This is a genomic window from Micromonospora chaiyaphumensis (assembly GCF_900091435.1).
In the GTDB taxonomy this organism is placed as follows: Bacteria; Actinomycetota; Actinomycetes; order Mycobacteriales; family Micromonosporaceae; genus Micromonospora; species Micromonospora chaiyaphumensis.
The window spans coordinates 1,159,734-1,181,536 of the sequence record NZ_FMCS01000001.1; the positions used below are offsets into that span (position 1 = coordinate 1,159,734).

General features: G+C 72.7%; 23 protein-coding genes. 6 read left to right on the forward strand and 17 right to left on the reverse strand.

Annotated features, from left to right (window positions below; all coding sequences use genetic code 11):
• Positions 1 to 3: 3 nt before the first annotated feature.
• The 3 genes from ngcE (GA0070214_RS05390) to GA0070214_RS05400 are packed head-to-tail and all read right to left on the reverse strand — an operon-like array spanning position 4 to position 3,150.
• The gene (gene ngcE, locus GA0070214_RS05390) at positions 4 to 1,416 is read right to left on the reverse strand and encodes an N-acetylglucosamine/diacetylchitobiose ABC transporter substrate-binding protein (RefSeq protein WP_091259555.1); all 1,413 of its coding nucleotides are present in this window, start codon (positions 1,414 to 1,416) and stop codon (positions 4 to 6) included.
• Between the two features lie 25 nt (positions 1,417 to 1,441).
• Positions 1,442 to 2,191, reverse strand: a complete 750-nt coding sequence (locus GA0070214_RS05395; RefSeq protein ID WP_091259558.1) for a sugar isomerase domain-containing protein — start codon at positions 2,189 to 2,191, stop codon at positions 1,442 to 1,444.
• Positions 2,188 to 3,150 carry a MurR/RpiR family transcriptional regulator gene (locus GA0070214_RS05400; RefSeq protein WP_091259561.1) on the reverse strand — a complete coding sequence of 321 codons (963 nt, stop codon included), beginning with the start codon at positions 3,148 to 3,150 and terminating at the stop codon, positions 2,188 to 2,190. The genes GA0070214_RS05395 and GA0070214_RS05400 overlap by 4 nt, the downstream gene beginning before the upstream one ends.
• A 153-nt stretch (positions 3,151 to 3,303) precedes the next feature.
• Between GA0070214_RS05400 and GA0070214_RS05405 the strand changes: the two genes are divergently transcribed.
• Complete coding sequence (locus GA0070214_RS05405; protein ID WP_091259564.1) at positions 3,304 to 4,293, forward strand: N-acetylglucosamine kinase; 990 nt, start codon at positions 3,304 to 3,306, stop codon at positions 4,291 to 4,293.
• Between the two features lie 96 nt (positions 4,294 to 4,389).
• Here GA0070214_RS05405 and GA0070214_RS05410 read toward each other — a convergent pair whose 3' ends face one another.
• The 7 genes from GA0070214_RS05410 to ngcE (GA0070214_RS05440) form a co-directional block, all read right to left on the reverse strand.
• Positions 4,390 to 4,821: an SRPBCC family protein gene (locus tag GA0070214_RS05410; RefSeq protein ID WP_091259566.1), complete on the reverse strand. Its 432-nt coding sequence runs from the start codon at positions 4,819 to 4,821 to the stop codon at positions 4,390 to 4,392.
• Positions 4,814 to 5,128, reverse strand: a complete 315-nt coding sequence (locus GA0070214_RS05415; protein WP_091259569.1) for an ArsR/SmtB family transcription factor — start codon at positions 5,126 to 5,128, stop codon at positions 4,814 to 4,816. The genes GA0070214_RS05410 and GA0070214_RS05415 overlap by 8 nt, the downstream gene beginning before the upstream one ends.
• 1 nt (position 5,129) lies before the next feature.
• Positions 5,130 to 5,507 carry a glyoxalase superfamily protein gene (locus tag GA0070214_RS05420; protein ID WP_091259930.1) on the reverse strand — a complete coding sequence of 126 codons (378 nt, stop codon included), beginning with the start codon at positions 5,505 to 5,507 and terminating at the stop codon, positions 5,130 to 5,132.
• Positions 5,508 to 5,597: 90 nt separating this feature from the next.
• Complete coding sequence (locus GA0070214_RS05425; protein WP_091259572.1) at positions 5,598 to 6,128, reverse strand: hypothetical protein; 531 nt, start codon at positions 6,126 to 6,128, stop codon at positions 5,598 to 5,600.
• 86 nt (positions 6,129 to 6,214) lie between these two features.
• The gene (locus GA0070214_RS05430; RefSeq protein ID WP_091259575.1) at positions 6,215 to 7,123 is read right to left on the reverse strand and encodes a carbohydrate ABC transporter permease; all 909 of its coding nucleotides are present in this window, start codon (positions 7,121 to 7,123) and stop codon (positions 6,215 to 6,217) included.
• Positions 7,120 to 8,028, reverse strand: coding sequence for a carbohydrate ABC transporter permease (locus tag GA0070214_RS05435; protein ID WP_091259578.1), 909 nt, complete (start codon positions 8,026 to 8,028; stop codon positions 7,120 to 7,122). The genes GA0070214_RS05430 and GA0070214_RS05435 overlap by 4 nt, the downstream gene beginning before the upstream one ends.
• Before the next feature lie 66 nt (positions 8,029 to 8,094).
• Entirely contained in the window at positions 8,095 to 9,513 is a 1,419-nt protein-coding gene (gene ngcE / locus GA0070214_RS05440; RefSeq protein WP_091259581.1) for an N-acetylglucosamine/diacetylchitobiose ABC transporter substrate-binding protein, read from the reverse strand.
• Between the two features lie 172 nt (positions 9,514 to 9,685).
• On the opposite strand from ngcE (GA0070214_RS05440), the gene GA0070214_RS05445 reads away from it, so the two are divergent.
• Entirely contained in the window at positions 9,686 to 11,071 is a 1,386-nt protein-coding gene (locus GA0070214_RS05445) for an acyltransferase family protein (RefSeq protein WP_091259584.1), read from the forward strand.
• Here the strand turns inward: GA0070214_RS05445 and GA0070214_RS05450 are convergent.
• The 4 genes from GA0070214_RS05450 to GA0070214_RS05465 all read right to left on the reverse strand — a co-directional run bounded on the left by GA0070214_RS05450 (position 11,043) and on the right by GA0070214_RS05465 (position 15,627).
• Entirely contained in the window at positions 11,043 to 12,533 is a 1,491-nt protein-coding gene (locus GA0070214_RS05450) for a CoA-acylating methylmalonate-semialdehyde dehydrogenase (protein ID WP_091259591.1), read from the reverse strand. The genes GA0070214_RS05445 and GA0070214_RS05450 overlap by 29 nt on opposite strands.
• Complete coding sequence (locus tag GA0070214_RS05455; RefSeq protein WP_091259594.1) at positions 12,530 to 13,840, reverse strand: aspartate aminotransferase family protein; 1,311 nt, start codon at positions 13,838 to 13,840, stop codon at positions 12,530 to 12,532. Before GA0070214_RS05455 ends, GA0070214_RS05450 begins: the two co-directional genes overlap by 4 nt.
• Positions 13,841 to 13,945: 105 nt before the next feature.
• A complete protein-coding gene (locus GA0070214_RS05460) occupies positions 13,946 to 14,749 on the reverse strand; it encodes a hypothetical protein (protein WP_091259597.1) in 804 nt (267 codons plus the stop codon).
• A 5-nt stretch (positions 14,750 to 14,754) separates the two neighbouring features.
• Positions 14,755 to 15,627: a hypothetical protein gene (locus GA0070214_RS05465; RefSeq protein ID WP_091259599.1), complete on the reverse strand. Its 873-nt coding sequence runs from the start codon at positions 15,625 to 15,627 to the stop codon at positions 14,755 to 14,757.
• A gap of 89 nt (positions 15,628 to 15,716) precedes the next feature.
• Here GA0070214_RS05465 and GA0070214_RS05470 point away from each other — a divergent pair, with 89 nt between their 5' ends.
• Complete coding sequence (locus GA0070214_RS05470; protein WP_244167554.1) at positions 15,717 to 16,694, forward strand: hypothetical protein; 978 nt, start codon at positions 15,717 to 15,719, stop codon at positions 16,692 to 16,694.
• A gap of 55 nt (positions 16,695 to 16,749) precedes the next feature.
• On the opposite strand, the gene GA0070214_RS05475 is transcribed toward GA0070214_RS05470, so the two are convergent.
• Positions 16,750 to 17,436: a Tat pathway signal sequence domain protein gene (locus tag GA0070214_RS05475; protein WP_091259606.1), complete on the reverse strand. Its 687-nt coding sequence runs from the start codon at positions 17,434 to 17,436 to the stop codon at positions 16,750 to 16,752.
• Between the two features lie 403 nt (positions 17,437 to 17,839).
• Between GA0070214_RS05475 and GA0070214_RS05480 the strand changes: the two genes are divergently transcribed.
• From GA0070214_RS05480 to GA0070214_RS05490, 3 genes are all read left to right on the forward strand, one after another.
• The gene (locus GA0070214_RS05480; RefSeq protein WP_091259610.1) at positions 17,840 to 18,604 is read left to right on the forward strand and encodes a TetR/AcrR family transcriptional regulator; all 765 of its coding nucleotides are present in this window, start codon (positions 17,840 to 17,842) and stop codon (positions 18,602 to 18,604) included.
• A gap of 205 nt (positions 18,605 to 18,809) precedes the next feature.
• Positions 18,810 to 19,439: a DUF6230 family protein gene (locus tag GA0070214_RS05485; protein WP_091259614.1), complete on the forward strand. Its 630-nt coding sequence runs from the start codon at positions 18,810 to 18,812 to the stop codon at positions 19,437 to 19,439.
• 1 nt (position 19,440) lies between these two features.
• Positions 19,441 to 19,971 carry a DUF6114 domain-containing protein gene (locus GA0070214_RS05490; RefSeq protein WP_244167555.1) on the forward strand — a complete coding sequence of 177 codons (531 nt, stop codon included), beginning with the start codon at positions 19,441 to 19,443 and terminating at the stop codon, positions 19,969 to 19,971.
• Between the two features lies 1 nt (position 19,972).
• On the opposite strand, the gene GA0070214_RS05495 is transcribed toward GA0070214_RS05490, so the two are convergent.
• Entirely contained in the window at positions 19,973 to 20,338 is a 366-nt protein-coding gene (locus GA0070214_RS05495; RefSeq protein ID WP_139141756.1) for a hypothetical protein, read from the reverse strand.
• Positions 20,339 to 20,393: 55 nt separating this feature from the next.
• Positions 20,394 to 21,740 carry a UDP-N-acetylmuramoyl-L-alanine--D-glutamate ligase gene (gene murD, locus GA0070214_RS05500; RefSeq protein ID WP_091259622.1) on the reverse strand — a complete coding sequence of 449 codons (1,347 nt, stop codon included), beginning with the start codon at positions 21,738 to 21,740 and terminating at the stop codon, positions 20,394 to 20,396.
• Positions 21,741 to 21,803: the final 63 nt, after the last annotated feature.

Consider the following 21,803-nt stretch of genomic DNA (forward strand, 5'->3'; position numbering starts at 1 on the left):
GGATCAGGCGGTGCGGGTCTGCTTCTTGATCGACGAGTCCTTGGCGACCTTGTCGGCGGCCGCCTGCATCTTGTCGACGAACTGCTGCGCGGTGAGCCGGCCGGCCATCAGCTCCTCGGACAGGTTCTGGCTCTCCTTGTCCAGGTCGGCGTAGAAGTCCTGGAACTTGACGGAGATGAGCTCACTGCCGCCGTTCTTCATCAGGGTGTTGGCGCTGGAGAGCGCGGTGTCCTGCACGTTGTCGCCGGAGCCCTTGGTGGAGGCCAGCGACTTGGTCAGCTCGGCGAACTTGGCCGAACCCGCCTTCGACAGGATCGCCCGCAGGAACTCCTTGGCGGCCTCCTTGTTGGGGGCCTTGCTCGGCACGACGAAGCCCTCACCGGACGCGGCGAACACGTCCTTCGGCGCCTTGTCGTCGGCGTTGTGCCAGTAGTCGGACAGGGTCAGCTCGAAGCCCGGCGGGATGGTCGCCGCCATCTCGTTCTTCAGCCAGGTGCCGACCTGGATGAACGCCGCCTTGCCGTCGAGCCAGGCCTGCTGCGACTGGGTGTGGTCGAGCTTGCCCGGGAGGAGCAGCTTGTCCTTGACCAGCTTCTCCCACGGCTCCAGCGCCTTGACCACGCCGTCGGCCTTCCAGGCGTTCTCCTTCAGGTTGTCGATGTCGACGATGACCTGCTTGCCGCAGGCCTTCCAGATGCTCGCCATGAGCCCCCAGCGCGGGTAGTAGCCGTGCGCGGCGTCGTGGACGTACGGCGCCATGCCCTTGGCCTTGATCTTCGGGGCCAGCGCGAAGAACTCGTCCCAGGTGGTCGGCGCCTGCCAGCCCTCCTTCTTGAACAGCGCCGCGTTGTACCAGTTGCCCCACACCGTGTACGCCACGTTCACGACGTAGAACTTGCCGTTCTGGGTGCCGTCGCCGACCGTGCCCGGCAGCAGTGAGTCCGCCACCGTGCCCTCGCTGTCCCAGGCGGGCGCGGTGAGCAGGTCGTCGAGCGGCTCGATGGCGCCCTCGTTGATCAGGGTGCTGCGGTCCATCATGTCGGCGCCCGAGTTCATGACCAGGTCACTCGGCTGCGTCGCCATCTTCGGCTGCTCTTCGGTCTTGATCTTCTGGGTCGACGACATGTTGACCGTGACGTTCGGGTGCTTGGCGCTGAAGATGACCTTGTCTTCCTTGGCCCACTGGTCGCCCAGGCCGCCGTTGAAGATGACCACCTTGACGGCGCTGCCGTCCTTCACACCGAACGGGTTGTCCTTGCTCTTGGCCCCGCCGCCGGTGTCGGACTTCTCCGGCTCACTGCCGGCGCAGGCGCTGAGCAGGCCCATCGCCGGGGTGGCGAGGAGGCCGGCCGCGGCGGCCCGCTGGAGAAGGGTCCGGCGGCTGAGGTCGCCGATGTTCTCGGGGGTAACCGACATCTCTGTCTCTCCTTGTGGTGTCGGGTCAGGCGGTCCGCCGGAGGCGCCCGGCGTACCGCGACTCGAGGGCGAGGTTGTGCTCGTCCCCACCGGGGACGTTGGCGGAGAGGTAGATAGGGGGTACCTCCCCGGCCTGGTGGAACCGTCGTACGACCTCGGCGGTCAGCAGCTGCGCCAGCAGCGCCGCAGTGACCGACGAGACCGCACAGACCGCGCCGCCGCCCTCGAGCGGCAGCAGTGCGTCACCGTACGGCGCGCCGTTGTCCAGCACGACGTCGGCGAGGTCGGCGAGCCGCTGGCCGGACGGGTGCCGCGGGGCGACCCGTGCGGTGTGCTCGACCGAGGTGACCGCGATCAACGGGTGACCGTGCTCCCGGACCAGCGCCGCCAGCTCGACCACGGAGCCGTTGATGCCGGACTGGGAGGCGACCACGAACACGTCCTCCGGCTGCGGCGCCGCCAGAGCGTAGAGCTGGTGCGCCACGGCCGGGTCGCGTTCCAGCTTGGGGTCGGCGAGCACGTCGCGGGGCGCGTCGCCGTGCAGCACGAGGTCGTGCAGGGAGAGTCGGTTGGTCGGGACCAGGCCGCCGGCCCGGGCCACCAGCTCGGCGGCGAACGCCTCGGAGTGGCCGGCGCCGAACGCCTGGAGCACCCCGCCGGCACGCAGGCCGCCGGCGATCACGTCGGCCGCCCGGTCGACCGCCTCCGCCTGGGTGTCGACCAGCCGGTCGAGCACCGGGCGGACGGCGTCCGCGTACCGCTGGGCACTGATCATGAGGTGGCCCCCTTCTCGGCCTTGTGCCCGTCGACGGCCTGGGCGGTACGCCGGAAGGCCGCGTGGGCGCGGTCGTGGGTGCGCTGCGCCACCGCGATGTAGAGCAGGTCGAGCACGACGAGCTGGGGATGCCGGGCGGAGAGCGCGTCGGGCCGGAAGGTGGTGGCCTGGCTGGCGGTGACCAGCACGATGTCGGCCAGCTCGGCCAGCGGCGACCGGGGGAAGCCGGTCAGCGCGACCGTCGTGGCTCCCCGGCTGCCCGCCTCCGCGAGCATCTCGATGGTCTCCCGGGTCTGCCCGGTGTGCGAGATGCCGAGCGCGACGTCGCCGACGCCGAGCAGCGCGGCACTGGCCAGCCCCTCGTGCACGTCGCTCCAGGCCCAGGCGGCCACCCCGATGCGGTGCAGGCTGAACTGCATCTCCTCACCGACCAGCGCACTGCCGCTGGCGCCGAAGATGTTCACCCGGCTGGCCCCGGCGATGGCCACCGCGGCCCGCTCCACCTCGGTGAGGTCGAGCAGCGCGGCCGTGTCGTGCATGGCCCGCGTGTCGGCGGCCATGATCTGGTCGAGCACCCGGGACAGCGGGTCGCTGGGCTGGATCTCCCGGCCGATGTCGACCGTCCAGCCCGCCGAGCGCGCCCGGCCGGTCTCCGCGGCGATGCCGAGCCGCAGGTCCGCGTAACCCTCGAAGCCCATGGCCCGGCAGAACCGGGTGATGGTGGCCGGCGAGGTGCCGCTACGCTCGGCCAACTCGACGATCGTGGCCCGGGCCGCCGCCTCCGGGTCGCTGAGCACGTGCTCGGCGACCCGGCGCAACGCCCCCGTCAGCTCCCCCGCCCCGGCCCTGACCCTGGCCAGCACGCCGTCGGAGGAGACGATCACCGCACCCCGCCGGTCGACCGCGTCGGCGTCGACCACCGCGGTCCCCGCGGGGGTGTCCACCTCGTGATCAACCATGGGACGCCTTTCGGAAAAGAGTGTTAACTGTTAGTGGTAAAAGTTCTTACTGAAGGCCCCTCCGTGTCAAGGCCGTGGGCGAAGTTTTCAAACTGTTACCTGGCGCACAGCCCGGATCTTGCGTCGGAAAGCGCGGCCCACCAGCATGGAGGGATGTCGGACACCGTCGTGGTCGGTCTCGACGTCGGGGGTACGTCCACCCGCGCCGCCGCCCTCAGCCTCGACGGGGTACGCCTCGGCACCGGCCGCGCCGGCGGGGGCAACCCGACCAGCCACGGGGCCGAGCGGGCGGCGGCCGAACTCCTCGCCGCGCTGCGCGGCGCGCTCACCGACATCGATCCGACCCGGGTCCGCGCCGGCGTCATCGGGCTGGCCGGGGCCGGGCGCCTCCTCGCCGACCCGCAGGGCCGCGCCGCCTTCGACCGGGCCTGGGCCGACGCCGGCCTGCGCTGCCCCTACGCCGTCCACGGCGACGCCCTCGTCGCGTACGCCTCCGGCACGGCGGCCACCGACGGCACCGTGCTCATCGCCGGCACCGGGGCGATCGCTGCCCAGGTGCACGACCTGCGCCTCGACCGCACCGCCGACGGGCACGGCTGGCTGCTCGGCGACGCCGGCTCCGGGTTCTGGCTCGGCCGGGAGGCGGTCCGCCGCCTGCTCACCGACCTGGACCGGGCCGGGACGCCCGGTGACCTGGCGCGCCGGGTGCTCGCCGACCTGACCGGCGCCACCGCGGTCGCCGACCGCCCCCGCGCGACCGCGGAGGCCGTGGTGCAGGCGGTGACCCGCCGGCCGCCGGTCGAGCTGGCCCGGCTCGCCCCGCTGGTCGTCAACGCGGCGCGGGACGGCGAGCCGACCGGCCTGGCGCTGGTCGCGGAGGCGGCCGCGCTGCTGGCCGAGAGCGTCTCCCGCATCCGGCCGCCCGGTGCCACGGACCCGGTGGTGCTCGGGGGCGGCCTGCTCACCGGGGACACCCCGCTGGCCGCGGCGGTCCGCGCCGAACTGGCCCGCCGGTGGCCGGACGCACCGCTGCACAGCGCCGGCGACGGGGCCGCCGCAGCCGCCTGGCTGGCCGCCCGCGACCTGCCCGAGGTCGCCGACCCGGTCGCCCTGCACGCCCTGCTGGTGCCGGCGGCGGGCTGAACCGGGCGACGCACCCCGGTCGCCCCGGCGGCCGGGTCTCCAGGCAGCCGGGCCGGCCACCGCGACCCGGGCGTCCCCGTCCCCTCAGCCAGGCCGCTAGCCCAGGTCGGCGAGGGCCTGCGTCAGTCGTGGCCAGACGTGGCTGCGCCAGCCGCCGTCGAGCAGGGTGAAGGTGCGCCGCTGCACCGGGTCGTCCGGGTCGAACCCGGCGTGCTCCAGGAACAGCCGGGTGCCCCGCCCCTCCGGCACCAGGGTCCACGTGACGACGGTGTCCAGCCGGCCACCCCGCCAGGCCCAGCGCAGCCGGCGCGGCTCGTCCAGCTCCAGCACCTCGCAGTGCACCACGCCGTCGAAGCCCTGACCCGGCCGCGGGGTGGTGCGGAAGGTGAACGAGTGCCCCGGAACCGGCCGGAAGTCGTTGGGCATCAACCAACGGGCCAGCAGATCAGAATCGGTCAGCGCCCGCCAGACCTTGGCCGGCGGGTGGGCCAGGAACTGGTCGACCTCGATCGTCGCCGGCTCACTCATCGGGCAGCCCGTCCAGCACCTCGCGCAGGCCGGCGAGGCGCGCCCGCCAGAAGCGCTCGTACGGGCCGAGCCAATCGGCCACCTCGCGCAGCGGCTCGGGGCACAGCGCGTAGAAGCGCTGCCGGCCGATCGGCTGCTCGGTCACCAGCCCGGCGTCCTTGAGCACCCGCAGGTGCTCCGACAGGCTGGGCCGGCGCATGTCGAAGTGGTCGGCCAGCTGCTGCACCGGCTGCTCGCCGCGTTCGAGGAGCAGCCGGAGCAGTTCCCGGCGGGTGGGATTGGCCAGCGCCGCGAAGACGTCCGACACGTCAGACCCGGGTGGACTGCAGGACGATGCCGTTGCCGTCGGGGTCGTGGAAGGTGATGTAGCGGCCCCACGGCGCGGTCTGGATGCCGCCGTCGGGGAGGCCCACGCCCCGCTCCCGCAGCCGGGCGGCGTCGGCGTCGAGGTCGTCCGTCTCCAGCACCAGGCCCTTCAGCGAGCCGGGCGACATGGTCGGGAACCAGGTGACAAGGGTCAGCGCGGTGGCCGCGCCCTTCGGTGCCACCTGGATCCAGCGGCTGCCGTCAGGCCCCATCGGATTGTCGAAGATCAGGTCGAAGTCGAGGACGTCGAGGTAGAAGTCGCGGGCCCGGTCCTGGTCGCTGACGGGCACGGAGACGAGTTGTACGTGGGTCACGGTCATGGCCACCACAATAGGTAGGAGATTTCCTACGGGTCAAGCCGGAAGGGGGCCGGCCGACACCGCCGACCGGCCCACTACCAGGACAAACCGTCAGGCGCCCGGGTACGGCTGCCCCTGCGGCTGGCCGTAGTGCCCCTGCGGGGCCGGCTGCCCGGGGTGCGCCGGGTAGCCGGGCTGCGGAGCCGGCTGACCCTGCGGCGCCTGGCCGTAGGGCTGGTTCTGCGGGGCCTGGCCGTAGGGCTGGTGCTGCGGGGCCTGGCCGTAGGGCTGACCCTGCGGGGCCGGCCAGCCCTGGCCCGGCTGGCCGGGCGCGGACGGGGCGAACTGGCCCGGCTGGGGCGCGCCGGCGAACTGGTGCGCGGCGGCCTGCTCGCGGGCCTCCTTGCGGGCCTTCACGGCGCGCACGATCAGCAGGATCGGCAGGATGAAGACGTAGAAGAAGATCCGGTACGAGCCGCCGTCGAAGAGGAACATCAGGTAGAAGCCGTAGGCGAAGAACGCCAGGCCGACGACCACGTTGAGGATCCGGGCACCGGTGCCCTGCTCCTTGATGGCGATGCCGATGGCGACCATCGCGATGCCGCCGAGCAGCAGCAGGAGGTCGTAGATGAGGAAGAACATGTGATTCCTGTCGATCGGTGAGGATGCCGGCCCACGATAAGGGAGCGCTCAGCCGTCCCGCTGCCCCGTTGCCTGTGGCAACGACCTCACTTGAGCTGCCCGGCGGTGAGGCCGGTCTGGATCTGCCGCTGGAACGCGACGTACACCGCCAACACCGGCAGGGTGGCGATGGTCAGTCCCGCGAACAGGCCGCTGAAGTCACCCTGGTAGCCCTGGCTGACGGCCAGGGCGGTGAGGCCCTGCGCCAGCACCCACTTGGAGTCGTCGCCCTGCATCAACACCTGCGGCAGGATGAACTGGTTCCAGTGGCTGAGGAAGTTGAAGATCGCCACGCTGATCAGTCCCGGTCGCGCCATCGGCAGCATGACCCGGAAGAAGAGCCCGAAGTGCCCGCAGCCGTCGATGAGCGCCGCCTCGGCGATCGATGTCGGGAGCGTCCGGAAGAAGGCGGTCAGGAAGAAGACCGTGAAGGGCAGCGAGTAGGCGGCGTAGACCAGGATCAGCCCGGTCCAGGTGCCGAACAGGCCGGCGTTGCGCACCACGAAGAAGAGCGGCACGAGGGCGAGGAACACCGGGAACATCATCCCGCCGACGAACAGGTAGTAGGCGACCTGCCGGCCCCGGAACTCGTACCGGGCGAAGACGTACGCCGCCGTGGCCCCGAGCAGCATGGTGAGGGTGAGCGAGCCGGCCACCACGATGCCGCTGTTCAGGAAGTACCGGCCGATGTGCGCCTCGGTCCAGGCCCGGGACCAGTTCTCGAAGCGCAGCGCTCCGGGCAGCCCCCAGGGGTCGGAGAGGATCTCGCCGTCGCTCTTGAACGAACTGAGGAACATCCACAGCAGCGGCAGCGCGGTCAGCGCCGCCCAGAGCAGCAGGAAACCGTGCGAGAACAGGTTGGCGACGCCCAGTTCGCGGCGCAGCCGCCGGTCCTGGCCGCGGGCGGCCCCGGACTTCTCGGCCTCCGCCGTCGTGTGTCGATCCAGCGTGGTCACGAGTACTCGATCCGATCGCGACGGGCGGTACGCAGCGCCAGCACCGCGACCGACAGGGTCAGGAACAGCATCACCACGCCGATCGCGGAGGCGTACCCGAACTTGCTCTCGCTGCCGAACGCGGTCTCGTACATCCGCAGGCCGATCACGTCGGACGAGAAGTTGGGGCCGCCGTTGGTCATCTGCTGGACCAGGATGAAGCCGTCCAGCGCGGCGATGGCCAGATAGATCCAGGCGACCTGCACGGTGTCCCAGAGCAGCGGAACGGTGATCCGCCGCAGCGTCGTCCACCGGGACGCACCGTCGAGCATCACCGCCTCGTAGATGTCGCGCGGGACGGCGGACATGGCGGCGCCGAAGAGCACCACGTAGAACCCCACGTTGCTCCAGACCATCACCGCCAGCACGCACCAGAATGCCGTACGCGGATCACCGAGCCACGTCGGCGCCGGCAGGCCCAGGGCCCGCAACGCGCCGTTGAGCAGGCCGTTGTTGGGGTGGTAGACCTCCTTCCAGAGGAGGGCGATGATCACCACCGAGAGCACCTGCGGGAAGAAGTAGACCATCCGGTAGACGGATGTGCCCCGGACGCCGGTGACCCCGGCCCGCCCCTTGCGGCCACCCATGTTGAGCATGGTGGCGAAGAACAGTCCGAGCACGATGGTGAGTACCGGCACCACGGCGAGCATGATCGCGTTGTTCTTGATCGCGTTCCACACCTGGCCGTCGTGCAGCAGCGTCCGGAAGTTGGCCATCCCCACCGAGTCGGCGTGCGCGGAGTAGCCGAGCCAGTTGGTGGTGGAGATCTGGAACGCCTGCAGGTACGGCGACAGCACGAAGACGCCGTAGAGCAGCAGCGGTGGCACCAGGAAGACGATGATCAGCGGGTACTTGCCGTGTCTCACGAGATGGACCTACTCCCCAGCGGCAGAACGGTGGGGGCGGACGGGTCCACCCCCACCGGTCGGATGTTACGCAGCCCGCTTGTACTTCTTGATCGAGCTGTCCTGGGCGATCGTGTCCGCCCCCTTCTGGCACTGGTCGAGGAACTCGGCCGGGGTGCTCCGGCCGCTGAAGAACTCGCCGCACGCGGCGTCGACCAGTTCGCGCTCGAGCTTGCGGTAGTAGTTGTTGTAGACCCAGTTGAAGCCGTTGCTGCCGGACGCCTCCAGGGCCTTGACCACGGTGGTCAGGCCGAACGGCAGCTCGATCCCGTCGGTCGCGCCGGCCACGACGGTCAGGCTGGAGACCTTCTTCGTGAAGTCCTGCGCGCCCTTCTTGGAGAGCATCGTCCGGAAGTACTCCAGGCCGCCGGCGACGTTCTTCGCCTTCGCCGGCACCATGAACGGCTCGCCCGCGGTGCCCCGGATCGCCTCGAACGGCAGCTTGTCCCCGCTGCCCAGGCTCGGCGTCGGCGCGATGGCCATGTTGAAGCCGGCCGGCGTCACCTTCGCCTGCTCGCTCTCCAGCCAGGAACCGCAGGAGATGAAGGCGGCCTTGCCCTGGCACCAGGCGGTCTGCGACTGGATGTGGTCCAGGCCCGGCGAACCGTCCAGGATGTACTTGTCCTTGACGATCTGGTACCAGGCGTCGGCCGCCGCCTTCATGGCGTCGGACTTCCAGGCGTTCGGCTCGAGGTTGTCGATCGCGACCGCCACCGACGGCCCGCCGAACTTGATCGCGGTGGCGATCAGCGGCCAGCTCATGTAGCGGGGGTGCTTGCCCGCGTACGTCCAGGGGGCGACCCCGGCGGCCTTGATCTGCTTGCAGAGCGCGATGTGCTCGTCCCAGGTCTTCGCGTACTGCCAGTTGCGCTCGGTGAAGGTCTTGGTGGAGTACCAGATGCCGTAGGCGGTGTACGTGTAGTTGAGGACCAGGAACTTCCCGTCGTACGAACCGACCTCGACCGCGCCGGGGAGCAGGGTGTCCTTCACCGACTTGCCGGGGATGTCCAGGCTGGGCGCGGCCAGCAGGTCGCCCAGGTCGGCGATGGCGTTCTGGCTGACCAGACCGTTGAAGTCGATCTGGCCGGCGCCGGAGTTGTTGACCACGTCCGGCGGGGTGCCGTCGACGAAGCGCGGCTGGAGGGTCTTGTTGATCTCCTGGGTGGCCGAGTGCTTGATCTCCGCCTTCGGGTACTTCTCCTTGTACATGGCCTCGTGGGCCTTGGCGTACTGCTCGCCGAAGCCGCCGTTGAAGATCACCACCTCGAGCGGGGCGTCCTCCTTGACACCGAGCGGGTTCTGCTCGCTCTTGGTGCCCTTGTAGGCGCCGGAGTCGCCCTTGTCGTCGTCGCCACCGGAGGTGGCGCAGCCGGCGAGCAGGCCGGCGGCGGGGGTGGCCAGCAGACCGGCGGCCGCGGTCCGCCGGAGGATCTCACGCCTGTTCATCGCATCTCCTCGGTTCGGGTAAACATCGAGGCTCGGGGAGGCCAGCTGTCGCTTGTCTTCAATTAACTTGATGTTGCTGAAGAATTTCTACGGCAGCGCGGCCCGGACCACAAGACCTCAGGACCGAACCGTTATCCGTACCGGTCGGTCGCGGCTGGCATAGCCTGGGCCCATGCGCCGCCTGCGGCAGCTCGCCGAGCGCACGCCGGCCACTCGGGAGCGCTACGCCGACCTGCTCCGGGCGCTCGCCATCACCATGGTCGTGCTCGGCCACTGGGGCGTGACCGTCATCGGGTACGACCGGGCCGGCCGCCCCGCCGGCCACTCCGCCCTCGGTGACCTGCCGTGGGCCTGGCCGCTGACCTGGGTGGCCCAGGTGATCCCGGTGTTCTTCCTGGTCGGTGGCTATGCCAACGCCGCCTCGCTGACCGCGCGCCGGCGCCGCGGGGGAACCGCCACCGGGTGGCTGGTCGACCGCAGCGCCCGGCTGGCCCGGCCCACCACGGCGCTGCTGCTGGTGCTGGCGGCCGGCGCCGGGGTGGCCACGCTGCGCGGCGCCGACCCGGTGGAGGTCCGCACCGTGGTCTGGTTCGCCACCATCCCGCTGTGGTTCCTGGTGGCCTACCTGATCGTGGTGCCGCTGACCCCGCCCATGTACGCGCTGCACCGCCGCTTCGGCCTCGCCGTGCCCCTGGTGCTGGTCGGCCTCGTGGCGCTCGGGGACCTGGGCCGGATCTGGGGCCCGGTGGGGCTCGCCACGGGCAACTACGTGTTCGGCTGGCTGGCCGTCCACCAGCTCGGCTTCGCCTGGTACGACAGCCGCACCCGGGGCCGCGCCCCGGGCGAGCCGGCCGCGCCGCGGGGCCTGCGCCGGCGCCGGCTGCCGCTGTCCCGTGCCGCCGGGACGGCCCTGCTCACCGGCGGGCTGGTCGCGGTGGTGCTGCTGACGGTCGTCGGGCCGTATCCGGTGGCGATGCTCAACGTGCCGGGCGAGCGCCTGGACAACGCGGCGCCGCCGAGCCTCGCACTGCTGGCCGTGGCCACCGCCCAGCTCGGGCTGATCCTGCTGCTGCGGGAGCCGGCCGGGCGCTGGCTGCGCCGGTCCGGCCCCTGGCAGGCGACGATCGCGGTCAATGCGGTGGTGCTGACCGTCTTCCTCTGGCACCTCACCGCCGCGGTGCTGCTGGTCGGGCTGCTCGACGCGCTCGGCGCCCTGCCCACCCCGCCGGTCGGCTCGGCCGCCTGGTGGGGCTGGCGGGTCCCCTGGCTGCTCGCCCTCGCCGTGGTGCTGGCCGCGCTGGTCGCCGTGTTCGGTCCGATCGAGGCCCGCACGCGCCGCCCGCCCGCGGCCGGCCCGGCCGGCGACGGCGCCCGCCGGCTACGCACCGCGCTGGCCGTCCTCGGGTACGCGGGGCTCGTCGCCGGACTGCTGCTGAACAGCCTCACCCGCAAGACCGCGCCCGAGCCGCTGGGGGTGCCCGCCCCGGCACTGGTGGCGTACCTGGCCGGGGCGGGGGTGCTGCGGCTGCTCAGGTCTGGGTGGGGAAGCCGAGGTTGACCCCGCCGTGGCGCGGGTCGAGCCAGCGGCTGGTGACCACCTTGCCCCGGGTGAAGAAGGCGACCCCGTCGGCGCCGTGCGCGTGCAGGTCGCCGAAGAGGGAGGCCTTCCAGCCGCCGAACGAGTAGTAGGCCATCGGCACCGGGATCGGCACGTTGACGCCGATCATGCCGACCTCCACCTCGTGCTGGTAGCGCCGGGCGGCGCCACCGTCGTTGGTGAAGATCGCCGTGCCGTTGCCGTACGGGTTGGCGTTGACCAGCTCGACGGCCTCGTCGTACGAGCCGACCCGGACCACGCTGAGCACCGGGCCGAAGATCTCGTCCGTGTAGATCGACATCTCCGGCGTGACGTGGTCGAAGAGGGTCGGGCCGAGCCAGAACCCGTCGGCGTCCCCGTCCGGAGTCACCTCGCGCCCGTCCACCACCGGCACCGCGCCGGCCGCGATCCCGGACTCCACGTAGGAGCGGACCCGCTCGGCGTGCGCGGCGGTGACCAGCGGGCCCATGTCGCAACCCCGCCGGCCGTCGCCGGTGCGCAGCCGGCCCATCCGCTCGGCGATCCGGGCGACCAGGGCGTCGGCCACCGGCTCGACCGCGACCAGCGCGGAGATCGCCATGCACCGCTCCCCCGCCGAGCCGAAGCCGGCGTTGACCGCGGCGTCGGCGGCCAGGTCCAGGTCGGCGTCGGGGAGCACCACCATGTGGTTCTTCGCCCCGCCGAGCGCCTGCACCCGCTTGCCGGCCAGCGAGCCGCGCTGGTGCACGTACCGGGCCACCGGGGTGGAGCCGACGAACGACACCGCCTTGACGCCCGGGTGGTCGAGCAGCGCGTCGACCGCCTCCTTGTCGCCGTTGACCACGTTGAGCACGCCGTCCGGCAGCCCGGCCTCGGTGAACCACTCGGCCAGCAGCAGCGCGGCGCTCGGGTCCTTCTCGCTGGGCTTGAGCACCACGGCGTTGCCGCAGGCGATCGCCACCGGGACGAACCAGAGCGGGACCATCACCGGGAAGTTGAACGGGGAGATCACCGCCACCACACCGAGCGGCTGCCGCAGGCTGTACGAGTCGACCTCGGTGGAGACGTTCTCGCTGAAGCCGCCGCGCAGGGCCGAGGGGATGCCGCAGGCGTACTCGATCACCTCGAGGCCGCGCTGCACCTCGCCGGCGGCGTCCGCGAGCACCTTGCCGTGCTCGGCCGTGATCACCTCGGCGAGCCGGTCGCGGCGGGCGTTGACCAGCTCGCGGAAGGCGAACATGACGGCGGTCCGCTTGGCCAGCGAGGCGTCCCGCCAGGACCGGGCGGCCCGCTCGGCGGCCTCGACCGCGCCCGCCACGTCGGCGGCGGAGGCCAGCGCCACCTGCCCGGTACGCCGCCCGGTCGCCGGGTCGAAGACGTCCCCGCGCCGGTCGGAGTCCCCGCTGATCCGCTTCCCGTCGACGAAGTGCCCGATGGTGCTCATGCGATCACCTCAGCGGCGGCGACGGACGAGCGGATGGCCTCGACCAGGATGGCCAGGCCCTCGCGGGCCTCGTCCTCGGTGAGGGTCAGCGGCGGTCCCATCCGCACCACGTTGCCGTGCAGGCCGCCCTTGCCGACCAGGAGGCCACCCTCCCGGCAGGCCTCGAAGACCCGGGTGGTGAGCGTGGGATCGGGCTCGGTGGTGCCCGGCCGGACGAACTCGACGCCCAGCATGAGGCCCTTCCCGCGGACCTCGGCGACGGAGTCGAGGTCGGCGGTGGCGGCCCGCAGGCCGTCGCCGAGGATCGCGCCGACCCGCGCGGCGTTGGCCTGGAGGTCGTGGTTCAGCAGGTAGTCGACGACCGCGTTGCCGGCCGCCGTGGAGACCGGGTTGCCGCCGTAGGTGGAGAAGCTGATCGCCGGCACCGACTCCAGCACCTCGGCCCGGCCGACGACGCCGGCCAGGGCGAAGCCGTTGCCGATGCCCTTGGCGAAGGTGAGCAGGTCCGGAGTGACACCGTGCGCCTCGTAGCCCCAGAAGTGCTCGCCGGTGCGGCCCCAGCCGGTCTGCACCTCGTCGGAGATGAGCAGGATGCCGTGCTCGTCGAGCACCTTCTTCCAGGCGGCGAAGAGCCCGTCCGGGCCGTGCACGAAGCCGCCGACGCCCTGGATCGGCTCGGCGATCAGGCAGGCCACGTCGCCGGCGGTCTGGGTGGCGAGCACCTCGCGCAGGTCCTCCACGGCGGCGTCGATCCGGTCGCTCTCGTCCAGCCGGGCCAGCAGGCCGCGCAGCCGCTCGCCGGAGTGCAGCCAGGCCACCTGGAGCGGGTTGAGGGCGCTGGCCGACCAGCCCCGGTTGCCGGTGACGCCCATGGCCGCGTACGACCGGCCGTGGTAGCTGTTGCGCACGGCGAGGACCTGGTGCGAGCGGCGGTGGTTGGTGGCGACCAGCAGGGCCGCCTCGTTGGCCTCGGTGCCGGAGTTGGTGAAGAACACCCGCGCGTCGGGGATGCCGGAGACCCGGGCGATCTTCTCGGCCAGCTCGACCTGCTGACGGATCAGGTAGAGCGTCGAGCTGTGCACGATGCCGGTGCGCACCTGCCGTTCGACCGCCTCCCGGATCTCCGGGATGTCGTAGCCGATCATGTTGGTCAGCACGCCGCCGAAGAAGTCCAGGTAGGTGCGTCCGGCCGCGTCGGTGACCCGGCGGCCGGAGCCGGAGACCAGTTCCAGCGGTTCGGCGTAGTAGAGCGGCATCCAGGACGGGAGCACGGCCCGGTGCCGGGCCAGCAGGTCGTCGGAGGTCATCGGCGCACCCTTCAGCGGCGGTTGGTCCCCCGCACGCTCTCATCACGCGGAGGCAGGGACAACTGTCACTGTGTAGCGCAGCGGGGCCGCCCGCCTGACACCACGTCAACCACCCTGTTGCGGTTTCCGGAGCGAAATCCGGCTGGCGCTCACCCTTCCGCTGGTCAGACGGCTCGGCGGCCACTCGATCCGTAGCAGCGCACCGGCGCGGGGCAGGTGCAGGGCGGCGGCGACCAGCGCGAAGGCGGCCCAGCCGGCGGCCAGGGCGAGGCCCGGCGAGGTGTCCTGGAGGTAGTGGCAGCCGGCGAGGAAGCCGACCAGGGCCAGGCTGTTGCGGGCGAAGTGCCGGCTGAACTCGACGAGCTGGCGGCGGGCCTCGACGGCGACCAGCACCCCGGAGTACGGGAAGGTGACCACCATGCCGCGCAGCAGCTCGCCGAGCAGCCCGGTGAGCAGCGCGCCCACGAAGATCACCACCAGCTTGACCGGGGCGGCGAGGCCGTCCCGCCGGGCATCCACGGGCTCCTGCTCCGGCGCACCGGCGGCCCGGCGGCGCAGCAGCAGCATGGTCAGCGCCCAGAGCGCCACGGTGCCGGCCAGCGCCGCCTCGAACGGCAGCGGCACCGCCAGCACGCCGGCGCTGAACGCCACGTAGGCCGCGACGCCGGCCAGGTCGGCCAGCAGGATCGGCCAGCGCAACCGGCGGTGGGTGACCGCCACCGTGACGAAGAAGAGGTTGAGGCCGACCACCCCGAGCACCTGCGCTCCCTCCACCCGGTGGCCGGTGGTGACCAGGGCCAGGGTCATGGGCAGCGGCAGGCTGTAGACGAAGGCGCGCAACCGCACCGAGCGGAGCACGCTGACCGCCCAGACCACGGCGGTCACCAGCAGCACGGCGGTCCACGTCATGGCGGTCAGCCCGGGAAGGTGGCGATGTCGGCGCAGAGCCGGAAGACGCGGGTCAGCCGCTCCACGTCGGCCGGGTGGACGGAGAACTCGTGCTCGCTGATCTCGCCGTGCGCGGTCATCCGCCCCTCCCAGCAGCTCGATCCGTCCCAGACCACGAGGTTGACGTGAAGGTGCGGACTGACGCCGCCGAGCGGCAGCAGCCCGACCCGCACGCCGGCGCGCCGTTGCGTCTCGATCAGCTCGGACAGTTCGGGGGTGAGGGTGGCGTACGTGAAGATCCGGGTGATCCGTACGCCCCGGGCGAGGGCCGCCAGGTTCGCCTCCCAGTAGCGGCGGCCGACGTCGCCGCGCCACCAGCTCAGCTCACCGCTGACCCGGGGCATCACGTTGGTGAGCCCGACCAGCTCCCGAGCGCAGTCCCGGGTGGCGCCGATCAGGTCCTCGGCGTCGTCGCCGGGCCGGATGATCCGGCCCGCGGCGAGCTGCTCGGCCTCCCGGCGGAACTCCTCGAAGCGGCGCTGCGCCTCGGCCGCCACCCGGGTCCCGGCGTGCCGCTCGGCCGCCTCGCGCAGCGCGCCGGCGAGCTGCGGGGTGGCGCCGACCAGCCAGGGCGGCCCGTCGAGGAGCGTGCGCAGCTGGAACCGGCGCTCGGCCCGGGCCAGCGAGTCGAGCACCAGCGAGATGGTGATGCCCATGAGCCCGGCCAGCAGCGACTCGACGCCGGTGGCCGCGTTGGTGAGGTCGAGCGCCACGGACAGCAGGATGGAGAGCGTGATGCCGACCAGGGCCACCGGGTCGGCGTGCGTGACCAGCCGCACCAGGTGCTCGCCCGAGCCGGTCCGGCCCCGCGCCCGCCGCCGCATCGCCGCACCCGCCATCGGCCACCCCCGGTCACTCGGTGTGCTCAGGGTAGCCACGATCCACAACGGCCGGTCGGCGCCCGTTCGCCGCCGGTAGCATCCGCCGGGTGCGGACGACGGAGGTGGCGCTGCCGGCCGGCGCGGCGGGGACGACCCGGGTGGCACTCACGGCGGGGATCGACGCCTGGGCGGGCTCGCCCCCGATGCGGGCCCTCGTGGGGCACTTCGGCGGCGCCTGGCCGGCCGGTGACCTGGGCGCGGTGCTGGCCGGGCTGGACGAGTTCTCCGCCCGGCACTGGGACTTCCGCGCCGGGCGGGAACGCCCCGACGCCCGCGAGCCGGCGTTCGACCCCGCCACGGTCGGGCTGGTGCACGACGCGGCGGCGGCGCTCGGCCTGGTCCGGTCGCTCCCGCCCACCCTGCCCCGGTACGCGCACCTGCTCGTCCTCGGCGGCCTGGCGCACGCCTGCCTGCGGCGCACCGCGTACGCCGCGCACCTGGCCCGGACGGTCGCCGGGGTGACCGGCGAGGTGGCGGTGCTGGGCAGCTTCCGGGCCCTCTCCCCGGTCGAGTCGCGGCTGCTCGCCGACGCCGGCGTGCACGGCTGCGCCACGGAGGTCGACGCCCTCGACGCCGGGGTGCGCCTGGCCTTCGGGGTGGACGCGCCCAGCGAGGAGACCGGCGAGACCGCGGACCACCCGCACCGGGCCTGGTCCTCCCGCACCTACCGGCCGGCCGGGCTGCCCCCGGTGCGGGTGCTCGCCGCGCCCTCCGGCGAGCCGCACCGCCGCCGGGCGCACACCGCCGACACCCAGCGGTTCTGGGCCGAGCACGTCCGGCTGCGCGAGGGCGATCCGGTGCTCATGGTGACCGCGCCGATCTACGTGCCGTTCCAGCACTGCGACGCGCTGCGCACCCTCGCCGTGCCGTTCGGCTGCGGAATCGACACCGTCGGGGTGGACCCGGCCCTGGCCGCGCCGGTCCCGGTGCCCGAGCCCACCCTCACCCCGGGGCGCTACCTCCAGGAGATCCGCTCGGCGGTGCGGTCGATGCGCGCGCTGCACGCGGCGCTGGCGGCCGGCTGACCGGGGCGGAGCCGGTGCCCGGCGAACCGCCGCGCACCGGCCCGTGGACGGGTGGTCAGTTGACGTAGACGGCCGGGCTGCCGGTCCGGCTGGTGTCCCGCACCGGCGAGTACGTCGCCGAGAAGTACGCGGTGCCGAAGCAGAGGCTGGGCCCGGAGAACTTGGTCAGCACCTGGTTGGTGAACGTGATCGAGTTGGTGGCGTTGGCCGCCGTGCCGGTGAGGCTGTTCGTGCCGGTCCGGTAGACGCAGGTGATCGGGCCGAGCAGGCTGTTCAGCACGACCGTGCTCTGGATCGGCGCGGCCGCCGTGCCGGAGATGGTGACGACGCCGGCGCTGGTGACCGACGTGGCGTACGGGAGGTTGTTGACGGTCACGCTCTGCACCCCGGTCGTGCCGAACACGTTGGTGGTGCAGCTGGTGAAGGTCTGCGCGGTGAGGCTCTCGGTGGCGGTGCCCGGAGCGGTCGGGTTGCTCAGCACCGTGGCACTGAAGCTGGACGCGGCGCACTTCACGCCCGTGGTGCCGGTGGCCGAGGAGTAGAAGGTGGCGTTGGTGCCGGTCTTCAGGCTGGCCTGGACGACGTCGTTGACGGCGACGGCGGTGCCGCCGGGGGTCGGGTAGGTGAGCACGGCGCTGGCGAGCGACGAGGTGGGAGCGGCGACAGCGGGGGCGGCGCCGACGACACCGGTCAGCAGCGCCAGGGCGGCGAGGCCCGCGCCGATTCGTCCGTACCTGGGCATGGTTCTTCCTTCCGGCGGTGGGACGGGGACGATCGGACCGCACAAGCGGTCCCCGCCCGGCGGGGACGGCCGGGCGGCGGGCGCGACCGTCCGTGTCGGACGGACGCGGTGGGGTGCCCGGCGGCGGCCCGTCGAGGGCCGGCCGGGGCGGTGGCGGAGCTGCCGCCGACGTCAGCGGGCGGGCCGGCGTGGCGCACCGCGGCGGAGCCGCGTCACCTGCGCCTTTCCGGTCTTGGGAGGGCACGCGCGCTCGGTGATAATGACAGCCATCGAACCCTCCTTCGACGAGCCAGGGGTGACCATCTGGCGAGATCACCATCGGTGACGGGGCGCCAACTCAGCGTGCAGATAGTTGTAAACCCCGGAGGGTCGTAAAGTCAATGCATCCAGGGAGGTCGATAAGTTGACCACGCAGCGCCGCCCGCAGCCGGCGCCGGTCCCACTGCCCGGCGCGCGCCCCGGCCGCGACCCGGGCCGCGCCATCAAGCGCGGCCCGCGCCGGGTCTCCGCCGAGGTGGTGGCTGCCACCCAGCGCGACCGCCTCTTCGACGGGCTGGTCCAGGAGGTCGCGACGAGGGGCTACGACAACGCCCGCGTCAGCGACATCTGCCACGCCGCCGGGGTGACCCGGCCGGCCTTCTACGCCCTCTTCACCGGCAAGGAGGACGCGTTCCTCGCCGCCTACCGGCACGGCATCGCCGTGGTGTCGCAGCTCATGGAGAGCGCCTACCGCGAGGCGGGACCGGCCTGGCCGGACGCCGCCCGCGCCGCCCTGCGCACCCTGCTGGAGGTGCTCGCCAGCGTGCCGGCGTTCGCCCGGATGGCGCTGGTCGAGGTGGACGCGGCCGGCCCGGACGCCCGCCGGGAACGGGATGCCCTGCTGGGCAGCTTCCGCCGGTTCTTCGCCGACGCGGGCCCCGGCCCCGTCGAGGCCGGTGTGGACCGGGACACGCTGGTGTCCACCGTTGTCGGCGGCCTCCACGCGACGATCCGCGCCCGGGTCGCGCGGGGCCGCGCGGAGGAGCTGCCCCAGCTGCTGCCGGTGCTCACCTACGCGGCCACCGCCCCGTTCCTCGGCACCGAGGGCGCGGTCCGGGCCACCCGGCCGATCCGACCGGACGACGGCCCGAGTGCCGCCGCTCCCTGCGCACCGACGGTCCACTCCTGACCTGCGTCGCGGTCGAAAACCGCAGCGGTTTTTCACTTTGGCCGCAATTCGCAGATGCCGCCCAACTGGCTGCTACAGGCTGTTGACCCGCCCTTTACCCAGCGGTAACTTCGGCTCTGCGCATTCAGCGCGAGAAATTTCTGCTAACCAATTCAGATCTCACTTCGCATCGTCGTCGATGAATTGATCTCGAAAAGGAGCCGCCATGTCGGAGCAGATCTCACCGCACGAGCCCGAGCCGCCGCGCAGCGGCGTGCGCTGGCGCCGGTTCGCCCTCACCATGGGTACCGTCGTAGCGGGCGCGGCCGGCATGGTCGTGCTGACCGCGCAGGGCGTGCTCGGCGCGCAGTTCGCCATCTCGGGCATGCCGTTCACGGTCACCGCCGACAAGCTCACCGGCACCGGGTTCGAGCAGTTCGCCACGCTCGACCAGATGATCCCCGACAGCCCCAACCAGGGCGACACCGGCGGGCAGGTCGTGGTGATCGTGTCGGCTATCGACAGGGCCGAGCTGACCAACCTGTGCCAGAGCATCAGCCTGGGCGGGATCAACCTGCGGATCACCGCGGGCGGCGCCGGAAAGCCGGTCACCGCCCGGACCCTCGTGGTCGACGGCGACGAGGTCGCCGGCAACGCCTCGTTCCGGAACATCAACGTCGGGCAGGACGCCAGCACCGTCGACCAGGTGCCCGGCGTGCGCGGCAACCCGGGCGTCTTCGCGCAGCAGGCCGACACCGTGACCATCACCAACCTGCGGCAGAACAACTACGCCACCACGGCCGCCGTCTTCACCCTGCCCAACCTTCACATGGCGTTCAGCTCCGACGGGTGCTGACATGACCGCCGGACGACACGAGACGGCGGAGGCGGCGGAGGCGCCGCCGCCCGCCCGCCGCTGGCGCCAGTGGCGGCGGCGCCGCCCGTTCACCGCCGGGGTGCTGGTCGCGCTCGGCGGCGCGGAGATGCTCCTGACGCTGCGCGCCCCGCTCGGCGTGCTGCTGCACGTCGGGCCGCAGGGGCTGGCCGCGTACCTGGTGCCGGTCGTCCTGGTGCTGTGCGGCGTGCTGCTGATCGCCACGCCGCAGCAACGGGTCTTCTACGCGCTGCTCACCCTGGTGCTCGGCCTGGTCTCCTGGCTGACCTCGAACCTGGGCGGTTTCCTCGTCGGGATGCTGCTGGCCCTGGTCGGCGGGGCGCTCGCCTTCGCCTGGACCCCGGCCAAGCCGCCCCGGGCCGCACGAGCGGCACCCGTGCCGCAGGCCGACGAGACGCCCGCGCCGGCGCCAGGTCCACCCGCGCAGACCGGCCCGGCGCAGGCGGAGGCCCGGGTGGGCATGCCGGAGGCGGCGCCGGGCGACCGGCCCTGAGTCAGCGGAAGCGGGCCCGGGCGATCGCCCGGGACACCTCCGCCGGCTCGTCCACCTCCAGGACGAGCCGGTCGTACCGCTGCCCCTCCAGCTCCACGAGCAGCACCTGGTCGGCGCGGTGCACGCACCAGAACGACCGCCCGGTCGACCGGGAGACGTAGCTGCCCGCCATGATCAGCCCGGGCCAGTAGGTGCCCGGCAACCGGAAGCCGGAGCCCCGGGCGTACGCCTCGGCGCGGGAGACCAGGCGGACCGAGGTGACCGCGCCGGTGGGCACCTCGACTCCCGCCGCGAGGGCCCAGAACCGGTCGGCCCCGCTGAGCCGCACCACCAGCCGCTCCGGATCCACCTGCACCGTCACCGCCATGATCACGACGTTAGCCCGGCGGGCCAGCACCGGCCAGTTGCCGGCCGGGCCCGTGTCAGCGGGCGGTGTCGGCGACCGCCTGGGCGAACACCTCGGAGCGGTGCTCGAAGTTGCGGAACCGGCCGTAGCTGGGCGCGGCCGGGGAGAGCAGCACCACCCCGCCCGCCGGGGTCAGCTTGCGGGCCAGCCCCACCGCGGCGACCAGGTCCTCGGCGCTCTCGGTCCGCACCGTGGGCAGCCCGGCCAGGGCCTCGACGATGCGGGGGCCGCTGTCCGGGATGCCGATCACCGTGATGTCCCGCTCGGCCAGGTGCTCCCGCAGCGGGGTGTAGTCCAGCCCCCGGTCGGTCCCGCCGACGATGACGGTCAGCGGCCGCCCCTCGTACGCGTCGATCGCGTGCATGGCCGCGTACGGGCTGGTGGCGAGGGTGTCGTCGACGAAGGTGAGCCCGGACGGGTCGGGGATCTCGGTGAGCCGGTGGGCGAGGCCCTGGAACTCCGCGACCGCGATGGCGAGGCTGTCCTTGCGGGCCACCACGTCGATGCCCAGCGCGTCGAGCACGGCGAGGGCGACGCAGAGGTTGCCCTCGTTGTGCCGGCCGACCAGGGGCAGCACGGCGCGCGGGAAGAGCGGGGTGTCCCGCAGGTGGAACCAGGGGGCGCCGTCCGGGCCGCTCGCCACGTGGGTGGTGTCCGGCGAGCCGGCCCGGACCGCCGACCGGTCCCCCAGTTCGAGCGCCAGGCGCGGGTCGGCGCCGTTGACCACCACGGTGTGCGGGCCGTGCGCCAGCAGGTTGAGCTTGTCCCGGTAGTACTCCCGCTCCCCGCCGTGCGCGTCGAGGTGCTCGGGGAACAGCGCGGTCACCACGGCCACCCGGGGCGAGTCGGTCAGGTCCGCGCACTGGTAGCTGGAGAGCTCCAGCACGTACAGCTCGGCCTCGGGCAGGTCGAGCAGCGGCACGCCGATGTTGCCGCCGAAGACGTTCGGCCGGGCCATGGCGGTGAGCAGGTGGCTGATGAGGCTGGACGTGGTGCTCTTGCCCTTGCTGCCGGTCACCCCGATGGTCCGGTCCGCGTGGTCGGCCATCCAGAGCGCGCTGCCCTGGGTCACCGGGACGGCCCGGCGGCGCAGCTCCACCATCCACGGGTGGGTGTTCGGCACGCCCGGCGAACGGACCACGACGTCGGCGGCGGCCAGCCGGGCGAAGCCGTCCTCCCCGGTGACCAGCGGCGCGGCCGCGGCGAGCGGGCCCTCCCAGGGCAGGGTGAGGAAGTTCGCGCTGTCGTCGACGGCCACCAGGTCGGCCGGGCCGTGCGCGGCGATCGCGATCACCGCGGCCCGGCCCTCCCGGCCGGCGCCCCAGACGGCGACATGACGTCCGCGCAGATCAGACAGGCGCACAGGCTCTCCTCGTTGACATCCTCCCCCTCATGAAGGATGAGGGCGATTGCAGCCTATACAGGC